At 71.5% G+C, this 18,857-nt stretch carries 15 protein-coding genes and 3 pseudogenes; 14 read left to right on the forward strand and 4 right to left on the reverse strand.

Annotation, left to right across the window (positions count from 1 at the left end; translation table 11 throughout):
• Positions 1-346: 346 nt before the first annotated feature.
• The gene (locus tag H8R17_RS28855; RefSeq protein ID WP_187826159.1) at positions 347-547 is read left to right on the forward strand and encodes a hypothetical protein; all 201 of its coding nucleotides are present in this window, start codon (positions 347-349) and stop codon (positions 545-547) included.
• A 3-nt stretch (positions 548-550) separates the two neighbouring features.
• Positions 551-676: a hypothetical protein gene (locus tag H8R17_RS47495; RefSeq protein WP_262505586.1), complete on the forward strand. Its 126-nt coding sequence runs from the start codon at positions 551-553 to the stop codon at positions 674-676.
• Between the two features lie 96 nt (positions 677-772).
• On the opposite strand, the gene H8R17_RS28860 is transcribed toward H8R17_RS47495, so the two are convergent.
• Together H8R17_RS28860 and H8R17_RS28865 are read right to left on the reverse strand one after the other, a co-directional pair.
• Positions 773-1,948 carry a cysteine desulfurase family protein gene (locus H8R17_RS28860; RefSeq protein ID WP_316959555.1) on the reverse strand — a complete coding sequence of 392 codons (1,176 nt, stop codon included), beginning with the start codon at positions 1,946-1,948 and terminating at the stop codon, positions 773-775.
• Entirely contained in the window at positions 1,945-2,622 is a 678-nt protein-coding gene (locus H8R17_RS28865) for a metalloregulator ArsR/SmtB family transcription factor (protein ID WP_187826160.1), read from the reverse strand. Before H8R17_RS28865 ends, H8R17_RS28860 begins: the two co-directional genes overlap by 4 nt.
• An 89-nt stretch (positions 2,623-2,711) precedes the next feature.
• On the opposite strand from H8R17_RS28865, the gene H8R17_RS28870 reads away from it, so the two are divergent.
• The 3 genes and pseudogenes from H8R17_RS28870 to H8R17_RS48860 form a co-directional block, all read left to right on the forward strand.
• The gene (locus tag H8R17_RS28870; RefSeq protein ID WP_187826161.1) at positions 2,712-4,091 is read left to right on the forward strand and encodes a rhodanese-like domain-containing protein; all 1,380 of its coding nucleotides are present in this window, start codon (positions 2,712-2,714) and stop codon (positions 4,089-4,091) included.
• A complete protein-coding gene (locus tag H8R17_RS47500; RefSeq protein WP_262505588.1) occupies positions 4,088-4,390 on the forward strand; it encodes a hypothetical protein in 303 nt (100 codons plus the stop codon). Before H8R17_RS28870 ends, H8R17_RS47500 begins: the two co-directional genes overlap by 4 nt.
• 5 nt (positions 4,391-4,395) lie before the next feature.
• Positions 4,396-4,701 (forward strand): annotated as a pseudogene (locus H8R17_RS48860) (MFS transporter); the annotation flags it as partial.
• A gap of 148 nt (positions 4,702-4,849) precedes the next feature.
• Here H8R17_RS48860 and H8R17_RS48865 read toward each other — a convergent pair.
• Positions 4,850-5,335: a cytochrome P450 gene (locus H8R17_RS48865; protein ID WP_223125598.1), complete on the reverse strand. Its 486-nt coding sequence runs from the start codon at positions 5,333-5,335 to the stop codon at positions 4,850-4,852.
• Positions 5,336-5,795: 460 nt separating this feature from the next.
• Here H8R17_RS48865 and H8R17_RS28885 point away from each other — a divergent pair, with 460 nt between their 5' ends.
• Positions 5,796-6,395 carry a TetR/AcrR family transcriptional regulator gene (locus H8R17_RS28885; protein ID WP_187826162.1) on the forward strand — a complete coding sequence of 200 codons (600 nt, stop codon included), beginning with the start codon at positions 5,796-5,798 and terminating at the stop codon, positions 6,393-6,395.
• A 1,027-nt stretch (positions 6,396-7,422) separates the two neighbouring features.
• Here the strand turns inward: H8R17_RS28885 and H8R17_RS28890 are convergent.
• A pseudogene (locus H8R17_RS28890) lies at positions 7,423-7,653 on the reverse strand (radical SAM protein); the annotation flags it as partial.
• 216 nt (positions 7,654-7,869) lie between these two features.
• On the opposite strand from H8R17_RS28890, the gene H8R17_RS28895 reads away from it, so the two are divergent.
• From H8R17_RS28895 to H8R17_RS28930, 8 genes and pseudogenes are all read left to right on the forward strand, one after another.
• Positions 7,870-8,313, forward strand: coding sequence for an SRPBCC family protein (locus H8R17_RS28895; RefSeq protein ID WP_187826163.1), 444 nt, complete (start codon positions 7,870-7,872; stop codon positions 8,311-8,313).
• A gap of 175 nt (positions 8,314-8,488) precedes the next feature.
• Positions 8,489-10,891 (forward strand): DHA2 family efflux MFS transporter permease subunit, encoded by a 2,403-nt coding sequence (locus H8R17_RS28900; protein ID WP_187826164.1) that lies wholly within the window; start codon positions 8,489-8,491, stop codon positions 10,889-10,891.
• Positions 10,892-11,168: 277 nt separating this feature from the next.
• Positions 11,169-13,583: a SpoIIE family protein phosphatase gene (locus H8R17_RS28905; RefSeq protein ID WP_187826165.1), complete on the forward strand. Its 2,415-nt coding sequence runs from the start codon at positions 11,169-11,171 to the stop codon at positions 13,581-13,583.
• 162 nt (positions 13,584-13,745) lie between these two features.
• Complete coding sequence (locus H8R17_RS28910; RefSeq protein ID WP_187826166.1) at positions 13,746-14,471, forward strand: class I SAM-dependent methyltransferase; 726 nt, start codon at positions 13,746-13,748, stop codon at positions 14,469-14,471.
• Positions 14,472-14,522: 51 nt separating this feature from the next.
• Positions 14,523-15,356: a M55 family metallopeptidase gene (locus tag H8R17_RS28915; RefSeq protein WP_187826167.1), complete on the forward strand. Its 834-nt coding sequence runs from the start codon at positions 14,523-14,525 to the stop codon at positions 15,354-15,356.
• The gene (locus tag H8R17_RS28920) at positions 15,349-16,656 is read left to right on the forward strand and encodes a M20/M25/M40 family metallo-hydrolase (protein WP_187826168.1); all 1,308 of its coding nucleotides are present in this window, start codon (positions 15,349-15,351) and stop codon (positions 16,654-16,656) included. The genes H8R17_RS28915 and H8R17_RS28920 overlap by 8 nt, the downstream gene beginning before the upstream one ends.
• A gap of 17 nt (positions 16,657-16,673) precedes the next feature.
• A pseudogene (locus H8R17_RS28925) lies at positions 16,674-17,860 on the forward strand (S9 family peptidase).
• Positions 17,857-18,789 (forward strand): LD-carboxypeptidase, encoded by a 933-nt coding sequence (locus tag H8R17_RS28930; RefSeq protein ID WP_187826169.1) that lies wholly within the window; start codon positions 17,857-17,859, stop codon positions 18,787-18,789. Before H8R17_RS28925 ends, H8R17_RS28930 begins: the two are co-directional and overlap by 4 nt.
• Positions 18,790-18,857: the final 68 nt, after the last annotated feature.

Genomic DNA, 18,857 nt, shown 5'->3' on the forward strand with positions numbered 1-18,857 from the left:
AGGAGGCGATCACTCCCGGAGTCAGTCACACACCGTGACACCACGTCAGTGCGTGAGACGAGGCGCACCGCTCAACTTCGAAGACCCGGATTACTCCCGCCGCACCGGAGGCTGGGGACTGACCGTTGGTCACTGGTCAGATCCGCATGACACATCTCCTCTCCTGCGGACACTGCGTGCGATGTGACTTTCACGTCGCACCGGGCGTGCCTTCCCGACCTGCGGGGCAACGCGGGCCTACTCGATACCAGTCAATCGATCGCTCGGGAAGGTACGCCCTCCGCGTGTGCCCTTCCGAGCCGATCCACAGGTAATGAGCATTGCTCCCGGATATATGACCGCCGCGATGGCCACGCTGATCATTGCGGCCATGGTCTACGACAATGCGCGCCTGATTACACCGAATGAGAGCCGCTGCCCGCCCCTGGCACCTCTTCGGGTCCGGCGAGCCGCTCTGGAGGACGCTGCGCAATGGGGTCTCGGCCTGCGGATGCACGGCCAGATCGCCCCGGCCGCCTACCAGCAAGCCACGCCATCCCGTCCGTGAAAGATGCCGCGAGTCGCAGAAGCGGACCCGGCCACCACCACGTGGGGAATGGAGTGGTCGAGCTGCGCCCGGGTGCTGCTGAAGCAGGAGGGGATGGACGGGCGCGGCCTGAACACGCCGACCTGCTGAGCGTCGGCTACCCGGCCTTCTCGCGCAGCCGGTCCTGGTCGAGAACGGTGATACGGCCCCGGCCCTGGTCGCTCAATGGTGGCCCGGAGTGGCCCGTTACAGCGCGGCAGCCGCCTGGATGAGTGCTTCTGCCGCTGTATCGATGTCCTCACGTGTGCTCCAGCGGCCCAGCGACAGCCGCAGCGCCCCGAGCGCGCGGGACGCGTCGCGTCCCATGGCGGTCAGGACGGGCGAGAGGGTATGGGCGCCGCTGTGGCAGGCCGACCCGGTGGAGGCCGCGATACCGGGTGCGGCGGCGAGGAGTTCGGGCCCGAGCGTGCCGTCGATGCTGACGTTCAGCGTGTTGGGCAGGCGCCTCTGTTCGGGTCCGTTGAGGTGCACCCGGCCGGGCAGTGCCTCGTTCAGGCGCCGGTGCAGTTCGTCGCGGAGAGCGGCCATGCGGTCCGGAGTGCCGTCGGCGAGTTCCCGGCGGGACAATTCGGCGGCTGTGCCGAGGGCGATGGCGAGAGCGACGTTCTCCGTGCCGGCCCGCAGGCCGCGTTGCTGTCCTCCGCCGTAGACGACGGGTTCCAGCTGGACGCCGTCGCGCACGTACAGGGCGGCGATGCCCTTGGGGGCATACATCTTGTGCCCGACCACGGTCAGCAGGTCCACGTCCAGCTCGGCCGCGTTGAGGGGGATCTTCCCGGCGGCCTGGGCGGCGTCGCAGTGGAACAGCGCGCCATGCTGGCGGGTGAGCGCGGCCAGTTCGGCGATCGGCTGGAGGGTGCCGGTCTCGTTGTTGGCGGCCATCACCGACACCAGCGCGGTGTCTTCGTTCAGGACGTCGCCGAGCATGGCCGGGTCGACCAGGCCGTCGCTGTCGACCGGCAGCACTGTCACCCGAGTGCCGTGAAGGCGTTCAAGCGCCCGCGCTGTTTCCAGCACAGCTGGGTGCTCTGTGACTTGGGTGATGACATGGGGGCGGGGGTGGCCGGAGGCGAGGACTGCTCCGCGCAGGGCGAGCAGGTTTGCCTCCGACCCGGAGCCGGTGAACACGATTTCTTCGGCGGGGGCCTCGATCAGGGCCGCGACTTGGACCCGGGCTTCGGCGAGCGCCCGGCGGGGCGTCTGGCCGTAGGGGTGGCTGCTGGAGGGGTTGCCGAAGTGGTCCGTCAGGTACGGGAGCATCGCTGCGGCGACGCGGGGGTCGACGGGGGTGGTGGCGTTGTAGTCCAGGTAGACCGGGCCAGCCAGCAGGCCCGGGTGCGCGGCCAGTTCGTCGCCGGTCACGCGAAGTCCCCGGCGTCGACAGGCATTGCGGACAGCCGCCACTCGAGCATGCCGTCGTTCAGGCGGAGTGCGCGGCGTCCGCGGTCGGTCAACAGCCGCACCGCGTCGTAGGCGAGCACGCAGTACTCGCCGCGGCAGTACACGACGATCTCCAGGTCCTCGGGCAGTTCGTTGATCCGTTCGGCCAGCTCCTCCACCGGGATGGAGAGCGCTCCGGGGATGTGCCCGGACTGGTACTCCTCCACCGGCCGCACATCCAGCACGACGACGTCGCCGGCCTCGACCCGGGCCTGCAGTTCCTCGCGAGTGAGCTCGGCCGCGCCGTCCTCGCCGAGGTAAGCATCGCGGGCAACCAGCACGGCGGCCTGGTGCGATTCGGTGACCTTGCGCAGCAGCGCGAACAGATGCGCCACATCGTCGCCGGCGAGCCGGTAGTGGATGCGTACGCCCTCACGGCGGGTGGCGACGAAACCGGCCTGCTTGAGGGTCTGCAGGTGGGCCGAGGCCGTGGTCATGTTCAGGCCCGCTGCCTTCGCCAGCGCGTCCACGGTGCGCTCACCCTGGGCCAGCAGATCGAGCAACTCCAGCCTCTTTCCACTGGCCAGCGCCTTTCCGCTGGCCGCGAATGCGTCGTACATCTGCGCCTTCGCGCCGGTCTTCGTGTTATCCGCCATGCCCATCCTCCATAAATCCATGGAATATTATAGATGAGTCGAGGGGCTGAGACCACACACCCCCTGGAACCGATCTTGGAGGCAACGCCGTGGGCTTCGCCGATGACCACCTCATACCGCTGATCGACGCAGGGCTGGGCAACAGCGCCTACCTCGTCGATCTAGGCGATGGCCGCGCCCTGGCCGTGGACGCCAGCCGCGACCTGCGGGCACTGCACGCCGCCGCGGGGCGGCGCGGTCTGCGCGTCGTCTTCGCCGCGGACACGCACCTGCATGCCGACTTCCTCTCCGGCGCCGTGCAGCTCGGCCACGACACCGGAGCCACCGTGCTGGCCTCTGCGACCGGTCGGCGGGCCTTCACCCACACCCCGCTCGCCGACGGCGACGAGGTCGACCTGGGCGGACTGACGCTGCGTTCGCTGGCCACGCCCGGCCACACCGACGAGCACCTGTCCTTCCTCCTCCTGGACGGCTCCCGGGTGCTCGGGGTGTTCACCGGCGGGTCGCTGATCGTGAATTCTGCCGCCCGCACCGACCTCCTCGGAGCGGAGCGGACAGAGGAACTCGCCCGGGCCCAGTACCGCTCCCTCAAGCGGCTGACCGCGTTGCCGGACGAGACCGCAGTGTGGCCCACGCACGGCGCGGGCTCGTTCTGCTCCGCGCCGCCCGGCAGCGAGCGCACCACGACCATGGGCGCGCAGAAGCAGGCCAACCCTCTGCTCACCGCCCCGGGCGAGGACGCTTTCGTCCGACAGCTGTTGGCGAGTCTCGGCTCCTACCCGGCCTACTTCGACCGTCTCGCCGAGATCAACCGGCGCGGGCCCGGGGTCCTTACCGCCACGCCGCTGCTGCCCGCGCTGTCCCCTGCTCAGGTCAGGGCCCTCATGGCTGAGGGCGGATATGTCATCGACGTCCGGTCCGCCGCCGACTTCGCGGCCGGCCACATTCCCGGGGCTCTGTCGATCCCGCTGCGCGACCAGTTCGCCACCTGGCTCGGCTGGCTCCTGCCCGACGCCGCACCCCTCGCCTTCGTCACCCGTGACGGACAGGACTTGAGCGAGATCGTTTGGCAGGCGTACAAAATCGGCTACGAACGCCTCGCAGGGCGTCTCGCGGGCGGTATGGACGCCTGGCTCGCCGACGGCGGCACCCAGACCACCACCGCCTACGTCCCGGCCGGCCAGGCCGGCCCGGGCCCGGTCCTCGACATCCGGCAGCGCGCCGAGCACACCGCAGGTCACATCCCCGGCGCCGTCCACATCGAACTCGGCGACCTCACCGCCCGCGCCACCGACGCCCCAGCGAACGCGATCGTCCACTGCGGGCACGGCGAGCGCGCGATGACCGCCGCAAGCCTGCTGGAACGCGCCGGCCGCACCGACCTCGCAGTCCTGGCCGGCGGACCGGACCAGTACGCCGCCGCCCACGGCCTGCACCTCGCCGACGGCACGGAGGACACCCGCCCGTGAAAGCCGCCCCCACCACCACGCCGACCGACGCATCCGGACGACCTGTCCGGCTGGGCCTGAGAGAGAACTGGCTCCAGTTCACCCTGCTGGTCATCGTCAACATCTGCGTCGGCGGCCTGGTCGGCCTGGAACGCACCACCGTCCCGCTCATCGGCACCGACGTCTTCGGCCTGACCAGCGACCTGGCGGTGTTCTCCTTCATCATCGCCTTCGGCCTCACCAAGGCAATGACCAACCTCGCCGCCGGCGCGCTCACAGCCGCTTCCGCCGCAAGCAACTCCTGGTCACCGGCTGGCTGATCGGCATCCCCGTCCCCTTCGCCCTGGCCTGGGCACCCTCCTGGGGCTGGATCGTCGCGGCCAACGTCCTGCTCGGTCTCAACCAGGGCCTGACCTGGTCGATGACCGTCAACATGAAGATCGACCTCGTCGGACCCTCCCGCCGGGGACTTGCCACCGGCCTCAACGAAGCCGCCGGCTACACCGCCGTCGGCGTCACCGCCTTGGTCACCGGCTACCTCGCCACCTCCTACGGCCTGCGCCCCGTCCCCGAACTCATCGGCGTCATCTTTGTCGTCGCCGGACTCGCCCTGGCTCTGGTCCTGCACGACACCGCCGCCCACGTCGCCCTCGAACTCGCCCAGCACGCCAAGCCCTTGCCCACCGGCGAGAACACCGCCCTGGCCGCCACTTTCGCCCGCACCTCCTGGCGCAACCGCTCCCTGCGCGGCGCCAGCCAGGCGGGCCTGGTCAACAACCTCAATCGGTGTGGGCGTAGCGTGGAATGCCTCCACCGCCCTTGCCCGGGGCGCGCAGGATCTCCTCGACCGCCCCGGGGATCAGGCCGGGGTCACCCAGCAGCAGCTGCCACTGGTCCGGACTGGTGAGCAGGAGCAGCGCGCCCAGGCCGATCTGGACGACGGTGGTCTCGTGGCCCGCGAACAGCAACGCCATCGACAGCATGGCGATTTCGTCGTCTCCAACTCCGTCGGTCGCACAGAGCCTGGAGATCACATCGTCGCCGGGCTCGTGGCGTTTGCGGGCCACCAGCTCCTGTCCGTAGGTGAAGAGGTCGGCCAGCCCCTGCTCCGAGCGTGCCCTGTCGAGTACTTCGGCTGCGGCCTGCGTCCATGTGCGGAACTGAGTGCGCTCTTCGTACGGCACGCCCAGCAGCTCGCAGATCACCAGGATCGGCAACGGGAGGGCGAGCGCGGCGTTGAGGTCGGTCGGCGGTCCCTGTTCCACCAGATCGTCCAGGAGTTGCGCGGTTCAGCGTCTCCACACGTCCTCGGAATGCCCGCATGCGGCCCGGCGTGAAGTGCGGCTGAAGCAGTGACCGCATCCGTGCGTGGTCGGCCTTCTCGGTGTCGTAGTTGCCCAGCGGGCCTCCGAACAGAGCGGACTCACCGGAGCGCGCGGCGTTGTCAGGGTCGGGGTGGGACCGGCCGAGCCGTTCGTCGGCGAGCAGGCAGCGTACCTCGTCGTAGCCGGTCACCAGCCACGCGTCGTCACCGACCCGGGTGCGAATCCGGTGGATGGTGCCCTGACTCTGACAACGTATGGAGCATCGCCGGCATTTGTGGCGGGCCGGTCTGATCGAAGGGCAGCTGGACGGTCATGTCGCCTCCCACATTGAGCATTTGTATACTCTGCTTTATACAAAGCTACTTGTACACTTTCGAGTAAACAATGAGGAGAGTGATCGATGGCGTCAAAGCAGGCGGTTCCCGGCGGACCTGAGCCGGTCAGGCGGATGCGGCGGGACGAGCGGCGGGAGCAGATCCTCGACGCGGCAACCCGGGCCTTCGCCCGTGCCGGATTCGCCGCCACCGGCCTCGATGACGTCGCCGGCGAAGCGGACCTCACCCGCGTGATGCTCTACCGGCACTTCGAATCCAAGGCCGACCTGTACCGCGCGACCCTCGACCGCGCCTGCACACGGCTGGCCGAGGCGGTGGGCAGCGATAATTTCGACGACGAGTCAATCCCCGCCCTCCTCCGCGCCGCCTCGGCCGACCCTGACGGCTTCCGGCTGCTGTTCCGACACGCGGCCCGGGAACCAGAGTTCCGCGACCTCGTCGACACACTCACCGCCGCCTCGGCCGAGATCGCCCAGCGCAATCTCGCCCCACGCCTTCCGGCGGGGCCCTGGCTGGACTGGGCGGCGCGGGTGATTCCCGCATTCACGACTGACGCCGTCATCAGCTGGCTGGACGCCGGGCAGCCTGACCCTCATCTGGCCGCCGCCCGGATCGATCGGGCTGTTCAGGGCATCATCGAGGCTGCTCAACAGACCGAAGGGTAGCGCCCAAGACGGGTTGGCAACCGCCACCGACCACGCTGTCTGCTGAGCACGCCAGAAGACCACCCCGCGCATCATCGCGGTGGCGTTGTCGCATAGGCACAGCCCCGCTGGGCCACCCTCACCGCCTCGGCGGCCTCGTCCACGGACGGAGAGACCGACGCATGCGGCTGCGATCACATCCGCCGCCGAACACGCTCAGCGTCTCGTTTCATCGGGAACCCACCGCCGATCCGCCACAGGGTGAGAGCCAGCGCGCGGGTTCCGCGTCAGGGCCGTCCAAGAATTCGCGAACTCGCGCGCTTTATCCTGCGCCGTCGTGAACGCCGGGATTGGTGCGATGTCTCGCACCCGCAGTGCTCTCCTCGAGCGTCCGCCTCACCATCAGATCGCGGGCGACCCGACTACGGGGGACTGGGCATTCGAATGCTGAAATGCCTGCATGTACGCGGGCTCGGCCCGGCTCATAAGCATTGTCTTCCCAACATGCGCTCACCTCCCGGGGTCGGCAAGACCATGCTGTCCGTCGCGCTCGGGCGGGTGGCCCTGCCCATGCCCGCCCGTCCTCCCGGCGGCGCACCAAGGCCGCCTGCGCAGACACCCCGAGGTCGCCAGCGCTGTGACGATCACCCGGCTCTACCTCGGAGACGATGGGCGACGTAGCGTTCGGCTCGTTGGGCGGTCCGACGACGGCCGGATCACAGGCTTCATTCGGCCAGCGCATCGCATGCAGAGGCGTCTTGGGCGACTGACGCGTTCCTGAGGTGTGGCTGCTGCTGGTGCGTCGGTTACAGGCGCTTCGCTGGGCGGTCGCGCAGCAGCAGCCACTGACTCGCGTCGGCGCCGTCTGAGCGCGCAGCCGGTCCATGCAGCAGCACGGCGTAAGCCGTCCTCTCCGCCTTGCTCGGGGCGGCATACTGGTCTGGCGCCTCCGGGGTCGGGAATGACTTCGTCATGCCTTTCCAGGCCTTGTCCGCGTTCGGAGTGCTGAGCATCGGCCCTCCCGGGCTCAATAGGGTCATGCAGTGAAGTACACGCATGCGTGCGTGCAGCCCCGGTACGGGTTCACCGTCCACTGGAAGGACATGCGCGAGACCCCCGGCACCCGGTTGATGATCGACCGGGCCCGCACCTCGTGGAAGGTGATCCCGCGGAACTCGGGCGTGTCGATGGTGCGGGTGGTCACCGCGTCCGCGCCGAACAGCGCGGCGTCGGCGGTCCGGGCGTGACCGGACTCGTCGGTGAGGTTGTCCCAGCGCATGACGCCTCCTCGGTAGTACTGGGCACAGAATAGAACACACGTTCCCTTGATCGTGCGAGTGACACGTCGGAGTGCATCTTCCGACCACTTCCGAGTACGTCTTCCGACCGCTTCGCAGGCCCGGCCGATCACTTCGGGACCCCGATTTGGGCGCCCGGGCAGCGGGGTGGTTGGCTTGGCCCGACCCCCCGAGAACCCCATGCCCTGGAGGAACCGATGGCGCAGGTCGAGGCCACTACGGAGCGGATCGTCGCGGCGGACGCGGAGACGGTGTTCGACGCCCTCGCCGACTTCGCCGGCACGCGCGCGAAGCTGCTGCCCGAGCAGTTCAGCGAGTACGAGGTCCGCGAGGGCGGCGACGGCGAGGGCACCCTCGTCCACTGGAAGCTCCAGGCCACCAGCAAGCGCGTGCGCGACTGCCTCCTGGAGGTCAGCGAGCCCACCGACGGCGAGCTCGTCGAGAAGGACCGCAACTCCTCGATGGTCACCACCTGGCGCGTCACCCCGGCCGGCGAGGGCAAGTCCCGGGTCGTCGTCACCACCGCGTGGACCGGCGCCGGCGGCATCGGCGGCTTCTTCGAGAAGACCTTCGCCCCCAAGGGCCTCGGCCGGATCTACGACGCCGTCCTCGCCCGGCTCGCCACCGAGGTGGAGAAGTAAGGGCTGGAGTCGGCCCAAGGCCCCGGTTTCCGGCGTGCGTTGGGCCCCATCACCGGTTCGGGTGATCTTCGCCGCGTACCGCGGAGCGCCGTAACTCGTCGCGCTTGCTCGTAGTTGTCGCCTTACGCAGGGTTTGCGCGTACATCGTGCGACAGCGCGACGAGGGGAGCGGTGCGTGGGCGGGATCACTCTGGTGCACGAGGAACCGGCCGAGGCACCCCCGCAGGCCCCCGCGCCGGACCCGGATCCGGCCGCCGGGCTGAGCCCGCGCCGGGTGCGGCTGGTCTTCTGCGGGCTGATGCTCGCCCTGCTCCTCGCCGCCCTGGAGCAGATGATCGTCGCCACGGCCCTGCCGAGAATCGCCGGCGAGCTGCACGGCCTGGACCGGATGTCCTGGGCGATCACCGCCTACCTGCTCACCGCCACTGTCGGCCTGCCGGTCTACGGCAAGCTCGGCGACCTGCTCGGACGCAAGGGCGTCTTCCTGTTCGCGATCGTCGTCTTCGTCGCCGGCTCCGCGCTCGCCGGCCGCGCCGCGACGATGGATCAGCTGATCGCCTACCGCGCCGTGCAGGGCGTCGGCGCGGGCGGCCTCCTGATCGGCGTGCAGGCGATCGTCGCGGACATCGTGCCGCCCCGGCAGCGCGGCCGGTTCATGGGCCTGATCGGCGCCGCCTTCGGCCTCGCCTCGGTCGCCGGACCCCTGCTGGGCGGCTACTTCACCGACCACCTCTCCTGGCGCTGGTGCTTCTACGTCAACGTCCCCTTCGGCCTGGTCACCCTGGCCGTCGTCGCCGTCGTCCTGAAGTTGCCCAAGCCGGCCGGCAGGCGCCGCCTGGACATCCTCGGCGCACTGCTGCTGGCCGCGGCCTCCGCCTGCCTGGTCCTGCTGACCAGTTGGGGCGGCGGCGAGTACGCCTGGGACTCGCGCGTCATCCTCTGCCTCGGCGCAGGCGCCGCCGTGGCCACGGCCCTCTTCCTCGTCGCCGAGCACTTCGCCGCCGAACCCCTCATCCCGCTCAGGCTGTTCCGGGACTCCGTCTTCAACATCACCGGCCTGGTGGGCCTGGTGATCGGCGTCGCCCTGTTCGGCGCCACCAGCTATCTGCCGACCTTCCTGCAGATGGTCGACGGGGCCAGCGCCGCCGAGTCCGGCCTGCTGATGCTGCCCCTGATGGCCGGCATCGTCGGCGCCTCGATCATCTCCGGGCAGCTCATCAGCCACACCGGCCGCTACCGGCTCCACCCGGTTCTCGGCAGCGCTCTCGCCGTCGCCGGCATGTGGCTGCTGTCCCGCCTCGACGCCGACACGCCCCGGCTGCACTCCGGCATCTGGATGGCCGTCCTCGGCGCGGGGATCGGGATGGTGATGCCGGTGCTGATCCTCGCCGTGCAGAACTCCGTACCGCCCGCCGACCTCGGCACCGCCACGAGCGCGAACAATTTCTTCCGGCAGATCGGCGGCATGGTCGGTGCCGCGGTCTTCGGAACCCTGCTCGCCGGCCGGCTCACCGACGCGCTGCACGAACACCTCCCCACGCGCGCGGGCGCCCCGCTTCCCGACCCCGAGTCCCTCACACCGCAGCTCGTCCACGCGCTGCCGCCCGAGCTGCGCGACGGCTACATCCGGGCCTACGCCGACGCCATGCCGCGCATCTTCCTCTACCTGGTGCCGGTGCTCGTCCTCGGTCTGCTCGTCGCGTGCTTCCTCAAGGAGACCCCCCTGTTGAACAGTGCAGCGGCCTACAACGCCGCCTCCAGCGACCCGGAGACCGAGCAGGCGAACGCCACCGTCCCGCAGGCGCGTTCGCCGTACGGCACCTCGGTGCCCGTCTGCGGCACGGTGCAGCACACCGACGGCACCGTCGTCCCGCATGCGGCGCTCACCCTCATCGACGTCACCGGACAGCAGACCGGGCGCGGCGCCAGCGGCGAGGACGGCCGGTACGCGCTGGCCACGCCGGGCCCCGGCGCCTACGTCCTGATCGCCGCCGCGGGCGGCCACCAGCCGCAGGCGGTGTCCGTCACCGTCGGCGAGCGGCCCGTCGAGCTGGACATCGTCCTCGGCGGCGCCGGACGGCTCACGGGCAGCGTGCTCACCGCGGACGGCACGGCCGTACGAGACGCCACCGTCACCCTCACCAACGCGCACGGCGAGGTCGTGGCCACCACCCGCAGCGGGCGCGAGGGCGGTTACACCATCACCGAGCTGGTGGCCGGCGAGTACACCCTCGCCGCCGGAGCGCCCGCCCACCGTCCCACCGCGCTGCCCGTCACCGTCCACGCGGCCCGGGAGACCCGGCAGGACATCGAACTCGCCGGCGGAGCCGTGCTGCGCGGCACCGTGCGCTCCGGCGGCGGGCGCCCCGTCGAGGACGCGCGCGTGACCCTGCTCGACGCGGCCGGCAACGTCGTCGACACGCTCACCACCGGCCCCGACGGAGCCTTCCGGTTCGTCGACCTGTCCTCCGGCGAGTACACCGTGATCGCCGCCGGTTACCCGCCCGTCGCCACGGTCCTCAAGGTGGCCGGCGGCGCACGCACCGAGCGGGACCTGCTACTGGGGCACGACGACTGAAACGGCCGACGACGGAAGCAGCCGAGGGCTGGGACGCGCGGCAGATGCGGAGCCGTACGGTCGGCACGCGGCCGTACGCGCCACCCGCGCGCGGGGGCTCGTACGCCGGGGCGCCGGAGTGGACCAATTCCCGCATTGCCGCACATCGTGAGCGGATGTGCCCGTACCGTGGTGACGGCGCACAGATCTTTGCGGACCGTGGGGAGAGAGGGCCTGACGCCATGACCGTGGCACCGAGAGGGACGCACCTCCCAGCCGCGGAGCTGGGGATGGCGCGGTGACGGGGCAGGCCGCGGCCGGGCGCATCCCGCTGGCCGTGGTCGTGGTCGACCGCGGCGGCCTCGTGTCCCACTGGAGCAGGGGCGCGCGCCGCCTGTTCAGCGTCCTCAAGGAGGAGGCCATCGGCCGGTCGGCCGCCGACCTGCTGCCTGTCTCCGGGGCGCTGCCCGAGGAGGCCGAGGAGGACGACGCCGGTCCCTACGGCGCGTACACCGCCTACGACGGTCTCGGCCCCGGCCTCGAAGCGTCTCTCGACCGCGGCCTGTCCTACCCGGCCGCGGGCCGCGCCCGCCTCACCGTGCCCGGACCCGGCCGCGTCGACGTCCTGTGGTGGGCCTACCCGCTGGTGGGCCCCGGCCGGGAGAAGCTGCTCGTGCTGGCCGCCGACGCGGCCGGGCTGAGCCAGGACGAGCCCGGCGAGGACATCACCGCCGAGCGCATCGCGCCGGGCTTCGCGCTGCACACCGACTTCCCCGGCGCCGAGGACCTCGCCCGCCGGCTGCCCGAGATCCTTCCCAGCATGAGCGTCGACGACAGCGCCCGCATCGTCGCGCAGATCCTCGAACTGGGCTACCCGATCCTGGAGTTCAGCCAGAACGACCGGGTGCCCGTCACCCCCGACTGGGGCGTGCCCCGGCGCGTCGAGCGCAGGGCGCGCCGCGAACGGGCCGCGCGGGCGCTGGCGGCCGGTGAGCCGGTGCCGGAGGGCGTCCTCGACGAGCGTGAGGATCTCGAGTACGCCGCCGTCCGCGAACGCCTGGAGTTCCTCAACGAGGTCAGCTCCAGCATCGGCACCTCCCTCGACCTGGCGCGGACCATCGTCGAGGTCAGCAAGGCCGTCGTGCCCCGCTTCACGGACGTCGCGTGCACGTACCTGCGCGAACAGGTCGTCGCAGGCGAGGGGTTCCCCGACGGCGTGCCGGACACCACCACCATGTGGCACCGAGTCGCCCTGGAGCACACCGACGAACCGGGCCGCTGGGAGGACGTCGTGCCGGTCGGCGAGGCCATGCCGTTCCCGTCGGACACGCCCTTCTTCCAGTGCATGACCACCGGCGAGCCCATCCTCGTCCCGCGCATCAGCGAGGAGATGGGGCACGCCATCGCCTCCCAGTTCGACAAGCGCGACATCCGGCCCCTCATCACGCACCGCTCCATGCTGATCGTGCCGCTGAAGGCGCGCAACGTGGTGCTCGGTTTCATGGCCCTGATGCGCCACCCGGTACGTCCCGAGTTCAACGACATGGACCGTGTCACCGGCGCCGAACTCGCCGCCCGCGCGGGCCTCGTGCTCGACAACGCCCGCATGTACACGTACCAGGAGAACGTCGCCGAGACGCTCCAGGACAGCATGCTGCCGCACATCCCGCCGCGCATGTCGGGCTGCGACATCGCCACCCGCTACCTCCCCGGCACCCTGCTCGGCCGCGTCGGCGGCGACTGGTTCGACTCGGTGAAGCTGCCCGGCGCCCGCACCGCGTTCGTCGTCGGCGACGTCATGGGCCACGGCCTCAACTCGGCCGCCATGATGGGCCAGCTGCGGACAGCCGTGCAGACCATGGCTGGGCTCGACCTGCCGCCCGCCCAGCTGCTGCGCAACCTCGACGACCTCGCGCAGCGCCTCGGCGACACCTACCTGGCGACCTGTCTGTACGCCGTCTTCGACCCGATCACGAGCGAACTGCACCTCGCCAACGCCGGACACATCCCGCCCGTCCTGGTCCGCGCCGAGGACGGCCGCAGCGAACTGCTGGACCTGCCCACGGGCGCGCCCATCGGCGTCGGCGGGGTGCCCTTCGAGGCGGTACGCGTGCGCGTGGAGCCCGGCGACCGGCTCGTGATGTGCACCGACGGGCTGGTGGAGGTGCGCGGCGAGGACATCGGCGTGGGCCTGGCGACGCTGTGCGAGTCCGCCGCCCACCCGGCCGCCTCCATGGACGACGCCTGCGACACCATCATCCGTGCCCTGAACACCTGCGGCGGCCGCAAGGACGACGTGGCCCTGCTGATGGCCCGTCTCAACGGCATCGAGGAGGACGACGTCGCCGAGTGGCGGCTCGCCCTCGACCCCGCCGAGGTGAGCCGGGCCCGCGCCGTGGTCCGCGAGCAGCTGCACGAGTGGGGCCTGGCCAAGCTGGCCGACGGCGCCGAGCTGATGGTGAGCGAACTCGTCACCAACGCCGTACGGCACTCCCACCGCCGCCCCGTCGACCTGCGGCTGGTGCGCGGCGACACGCTGCTGTGCGAGGTGGACGACGACGATCACGAGCTGCCGACGCTCCGCAACGCGGGGCCGGACGACGAGACCGGGCGCGGGCTGTGCGTCGTCAGCACCCTCGCGCGCGAGTGGGGCACCAGCCGGACGAAGGCCGGGAAGACCGTGTGGTTCGAACTGACGCTGCCGCGACGCTGAAACCCGCCCTCCGTCGGGTACCCAGGGGGCGCGCGAGGGCGCACGTTGGTGGAAATGCGGAGTGAACGTGCACGCCGCGCGCTTGTCGGCGTGCCCCGGGCGCGATAGACCGTACTGGCCGTCTCTTGAGGCGGGCAGCCGTCGCACCCCGGGGGGTTGGGTATGAGCGTGACGAGTCGTTACCGGGAGGCCTGGGAGGGGTTCTGGCGGGAGGCCCCCGAGGAGCAGGGCGCGGTGTTCTGGGACGCGGAACCGGCGCTCACCGCGGGCCGCCACCTGGCCCTGTTCGAGCCGTACCTGGCAGATGCGGGCCTGCCGATGGTGGACCTCGGGTGCGGCAACGGCACCCAGACGCGGTTCCTCGCCGACCGCTTCGGCCGAGTCGTCGGCGCCGACCTGTCCGCCGCGGCCCTCGACCACGCCCGGCACGCCGACACCGCCGGGCAGGTGGCGTACCGGCTGCTGGACGCGGCCGACAAGACCGAGGCGGAGGCGCTGCACGCCGAGCTGGGCGACGCCAACATCTACATGCGGGGCGTGCTCCACCAGTGCGAGCCCGACAGCCGGCAGCCGTTGGCCGACGGCCTCGCCATGCTCCTCGGTGAGCGCGGGCGCGCCTTCCTCTGCGAGCTCTCCGAGTCCGCCAAGCCCGTCCTGATGGGCCTGGCGCAGAGCACCGCCGGACCGCCGCCCAAGCTCGCCCCGATCTTCCGGCACGGCCTCGCCCCCGGCGAGGTCCCCGACGCCTCCATGCCCGAGCACCTGCACGCGGCCGGTCTCGCCGTGCTGGCCACCGGGGAACTCCCGCTCACCACCACCGAGTACACGTCCGACGGCACCCGCATCGAACTGCCGTCGAAGTGGTACGTGGCGGGCCGCGCGGCGTGACCGAAGTGGCCTCGTAGCCGGTTTCCTCCGCGGCGCGTAACGTGACGGAGCATGAAGATCCTCATCAGCGCCGACATGGAGGGCGCCACCGGCGTGACCTGGCCCGCTGACGTGCTGCCGGGGACGCCGCAGTGGGAGCGATGCCGGGCGTTGTTCACCTCGGACGTCAACGCCGCCGTGCTGGGCTTCCTCGACGGCGGCGCGGACGAGGTGGTGATCAACGAGGCGCACTGGACGATGCGCAACCTGCTCCTCGAACAGCTCGACGAGCGGGCGCTGATGCTCACCGGGCGGCACAAGGCGCTGTCCATGGTGGAGGGCGTCCAGCACGGCGACGTCGACGGTGTCGCGTTCGTCGGCTACCACGCGGGCGCCGGCATGGAGGGCGTCCTCGCGCACACGTACCTCGCCAACTCCGTCACCGGGGTGTGGCTGAACGACGTACGGGCCAGCGAGGGGCTGCTCAACGCGCGAGTGGCCGCCGAGTTCGGGGTGCCGGTGGTGCTCTTCACCGGCGACGACGTGGCCTGCGAGGACGCCCTCGGGTACGCGCCGGAGGCGCTCAAGGTGGCCGTGAAGGACCACGTGTCGCGGTACGCGGCCGTGTGCCGTACGCCGGCCAGGACCGCCGCCGGCATCCGGGCGGCGGCCAAGGAGGCGGCGTCCCTCGCGGTCCGCCACGCACCCGCGCGCGGCGGGCCCTTCACCGTCGCCGTCGAGTTCGACGCCGAGCACCTGGCGCTGGCCGTGACCGTCGTGCCCGGCGTCGAGCGGATCGGGGAGCGGAAGGTGGCCTACACCAGCGACACCATGTACGAGGGGATCCGCACCTTCAAGGCGGTCACCACGATCGCCTCGGACGCGACGGAGGAGCAGTATGGCTGACCAGCAGGCCCTGGACGAGGTCGTGACGTTCACCTCCGACCTCATCCGGATCGACACCACCAACCGGGGCGGCGGCGCCTGCCGGGAGCGGCCCGCCGCCGAGTACGCGGCCGCCCGGCTCGCCGAGGCCGGACTGGAGCCGGCCGTCCTCGAACGCGTCCCGGGGCGCGGCAACGTCGTCGCCCGCATCGAGGGCACCGACCCCGGCGCCGGCGCACTGCTCGTCCACGGTCACCTGGACGTCGTACCGGCCGAGACGCGGGACTGGAGCGTGCACCCGTTCTCCGGGGAGGTCCGCGACGGGGTGGTGTGGGGGCGCGGCGCGGTCGACATGAAGAACATGGACGCGATGATCCTCGCCGTGGTGCGCGCCTGGGCGCGGCAGGGCGTCCGGCCCCGGCGGGACATCGTGATCGCGTTCACCGCGGACGAGGAGGCCAGCGCCGAGGACGGCTCCGCCTTCCTCGCCGAGAAGCACGCCGCGCTGTTCGAGGGCTGCACCGAGGGCGTCAGCGAGTCCGGGGCGTTCACCTTCCACGACGGCTCCGGCCGGGAGATCTACCCGGTCGCGGCCGGCGAGCGCGGCACCGCCTGGCTGCGGCTCACCGCGCGCGGACTGGCCGGGCACGGATCCAGGGTGAACAAGGACAACGCCGTCACCCGCCTGGCCGCCGCGGTCACACGGATCGGCGACCACGAGTGGCCCGTGCGCCTGACCCCGACCGTGCGGGCGGAGCTCGTCGAACTCTGCGCCCTGTACGGCATCGAGACGGCGGAACTGGCGGACGTGGACGCGGTGCTGGAGAAGCTCGGCCCGGCCGCGCAACTCGTCGAGTCGACTCTGCGCAACAGCGCCAACCCGACCATGCTGGACGCCGGTTACAAGATCAACGTGATTCCGGGGGAGGCGGTCGCCCACGTCGACGGCCGCTATCTGCCCGGCGGCGAGGAGGAGTTCCGCACCACCCTCGACCGGCTCACCGGGCCGGACGTGGACTGGGAGTTCCAACACCACGAGGTCGCCCTCCAGTCGCCCGTCGACTCGCCGACGTTCGCCCGGATGCGGGCCGCCGTCGAGGAGTTCGCGCCGGAGGGGCACGTGGTGCCGTACTGCATGCCGGGCGGCACCGACGCCAAGCAGTTCTCCCGGCTCGGCATCACCGGCTACGGCTTCTCGCCGCTGAAGCTCCCGGAGGGCTACGACTACAGGGCCATGTTCCACGGCGTCGACGAACGCGTGCCCGTCGAGGGACTCCACTTCGGCGTGCGCGTCCTCGACCGGTTCCTGCGGACGGCCTAGGGAAGCGGGGGAGCGACATGTGGACGCTGCCGTACGGAGCGTGGCCCTCGCCCGTCGACGCGGCGCTGGCCACCGCGCACGACGGGCACCCCGAGTACGTGGGCTTCGTCGGCGACGAGGCGTGGTGGACCGAGCCGCGGCCCACCGAGGGCGGACGGCGCACCCTGGTGCGGCGGCGCGCCGACGGCACGGAGGAGCCGGTGCTGCCCGCGCCGTGGAACGTGCGCAGCCGGGTCATCGAGTACGGCGGCCACCCCTGGGCCGGTGTCCTGACCGAGACCGGGCCGCTCGTGGTGTTCGTGAACTTCGCCGACCAGCGGCGGGCCGGTGCCGGGTGATCGGCGCCGCGCACGACGACGCCGTGGACCCCGCCTACCACCCCGAGCCGCGGGTCCGCACGTTCACCGGCCCCGCCGGACGCGAGATCCACGCGCACGTGTACCCGCCGCACCACCCGGACTGCGCCGCGCCCGCCGGTGAACTGCCCCCGTACGTCGTGTGGGCGCACGGCGGGCCCACCAGCCGGGCGCCGCTCGTGCTCGACCTGGCGATCGCCTACTTCACCTCGCGCGGCATCGGCGTCGCCGAGGTCAACTACGGCGGCTCGACCGGCTACGGCCGGGAGTACCGCAACCGGCTGCGCGCACAGTGGGGCGTCGTCGATGTCGAGGACTGTGCCGCCGTCGCCCTGGCCCTCGCCGAGGAGGGCACCGCCGACCGCGGCCGGCTCGCGATCCGGGGCGGCAGCGCGGGCGGCTGGACCGCCGCCGCCTCGCTCGCCACGACCGACGTCTACGCCTGCGGCACGATCATCTACCCCATCCTCGACCTGGCCGGCTGGAACGAGAACGGCACCCACGACTTCGAGTCCCGCTACCTGGAGAGCCTCGTCGGCCCCTACACCGAGGTGCCCGACCGGTACAGGGAACGCTCGCCCACCGAGCACGCCGACCGCGTCACCACACCCTTCCTGCTGCTCCAGGGCCTGGACGACGTGATCTGCCCGCCCGCGCAGTGCGAGCGGTTTCTCGCCCGCATGGCCGGCCGGGGCGTGCCGCACGCCTACGTCACGTTCGAGGGGGAGGGCCACGGGTTCCGGCGGGCCGAGACGATGATCCGCGTACTGGAGTCGGAACTATCCCTGTATGCCCAGACGTTCGGGATTCGTCCGCCAGGTGTCCCTCTGCTGGAGCTCGCCAAGTGAAGCCGCTGCTATCACCGTCCCGACTCGCCCCCGGCGCCCGCGTGGCCGTCGTCGCGCCCAGCGGGCCGGTGCCCGGGGAGCGGCTCCAGGCCGGGCTCGACGTGCTGCGCGGCTGGGACCTCGACCCGGTCGTGGCCCCCCACGTGCTGGACCGGCACGCCGCCTTCGACTACCTCGCGGGCACCGACGCGGACCGTGCCGCCGACCTCCAGGCAGCCTGGTGCGACCCGTCGGTGGACGCGGTGCTGTGCGCCCGCGGCGGCTACGGGGCGCAGCGGATGGCCGACCTGCTCGACTGGGACGCGATGCGCGCGGCCGGGCCGAAGGTGTTCGTCGGCTTCAGCGACATCACCGCGCTGCACGAGGCGTTCGCCACCCGGCTGGGCCTCGTCACACTGCACGGGCCGATGGCGTCCGGCATCGACTTCGTCCAGAACACACGGGCACAGGACCACCTGCGCGCCACCCTGTTCGCACCGGAGACGGTTCGCACGATCGCCTCCGAAGGCGCCGCCCTGGTCCCCGGCCGGGCGCGCGGGGTCACCCTCGGCGGCTGTCTCTCCCTGCTCGCCGCCGAACTGGGCACGCCGCACGCCCGGCCCTCGGCGCGGGGCGGGCTGCTGTGCCTGGAGGACGTGCGCGAGGAGCCGTACCGGCTGGACCGCTACCTCACCCAACTCCTGCGCGCGGGCTGGCTCGACGGAGTTCGCGGGGTACTCCTCGGCTCCTGGCGGGACTGCGAGCCGGAGGACCAGGTGGGAGCGGTGCGCGCGCTGCTCGCCGACCGGCTCGGCGGCCTCGGGGTTCCGGTGGCCGGGGACTTCGGATTCGGGCACTGCGACGGCGCGCTGACGCTGCCCTTCGGGACGGCCGCCGAACTGGACGCCGGCGCGGGCACGCTGACCCTCGACGAGCCTGCCCTGCGCTGAGCCGGGCCCGCCCCGCCCTGCGCTGAACCGTCACACCTGCCCTTTGCAATCAGTTCGTTCCACCCGCA

This window comes from Streptomyces sp. TRM68367 (genome assembly GCF_014495685.1).
GTDB lineage: Bacteria > Actinomycetota > Actinomycetes > Streptomycetales > Streptomycetaceae > Streptomyces.

Excerpts from the sequence above, each read along its gene's own strand:
- H8R17_RS28855 (WP_187826159.1), top strand. The coding sequence starts at position 347 with ATGGCCACGCTGATCATTGCGGCCATGGTCTACGACAATGCGCGCCTG.
- H8R17_RS47495 (WP_262505586.1), top strand. The coding sequence starts at position 551 with ATGCCGCGAGTCGCAGAAGCGGACCCGGCCACCACCACGTGGGGAATG.
- H8R17_RS28865 (WP_187826160.1), bottom strand. The coding sequence starts at position 2,622 with ATGGCGGATAACACGAAGACCGGCGCGAAGGCGCAGATGTACGACGCA.
- H8R17_RS28885 (WP_187826162.1), top strand. The coding sequence starts at position 5,796 with ATGGCGTCAAAGCAGGCGGTTCCCGGCGGACCTGAGCCGGTCAGGCGG.
- H8R17_RS28895 (WP_187826163.1), top strand. The coding sequence starts at position 7,870 with ATGGCGCAGGTCGAGGCCACTACGGAGCGGATCGTCGCGGCGGACGCG.
- H8R17_RS28910 (WP_187826166.1), top strand. The coding sequence starts at position 13,746 with ATGAGCGTGACGAGTCGTTACCGGGAGGCCTGGGAGGGGTTCTGGCGG.
- H8R17_RS28915 (WP_187826167.1), top strand. The coding sequence starts at position 14,523 with ATGAAGATCCTCATCAGCGCCGACATGGAGGGCGCCACCGGCGTGACC.
- H8R17_RS28920 (WP_187826168.1), top strand. The coding sequence starts at position 15,349 with ATGGCTGACCAGCAGGCCCTGGACGAGGTCGTGACGTTCACCTCCGAC.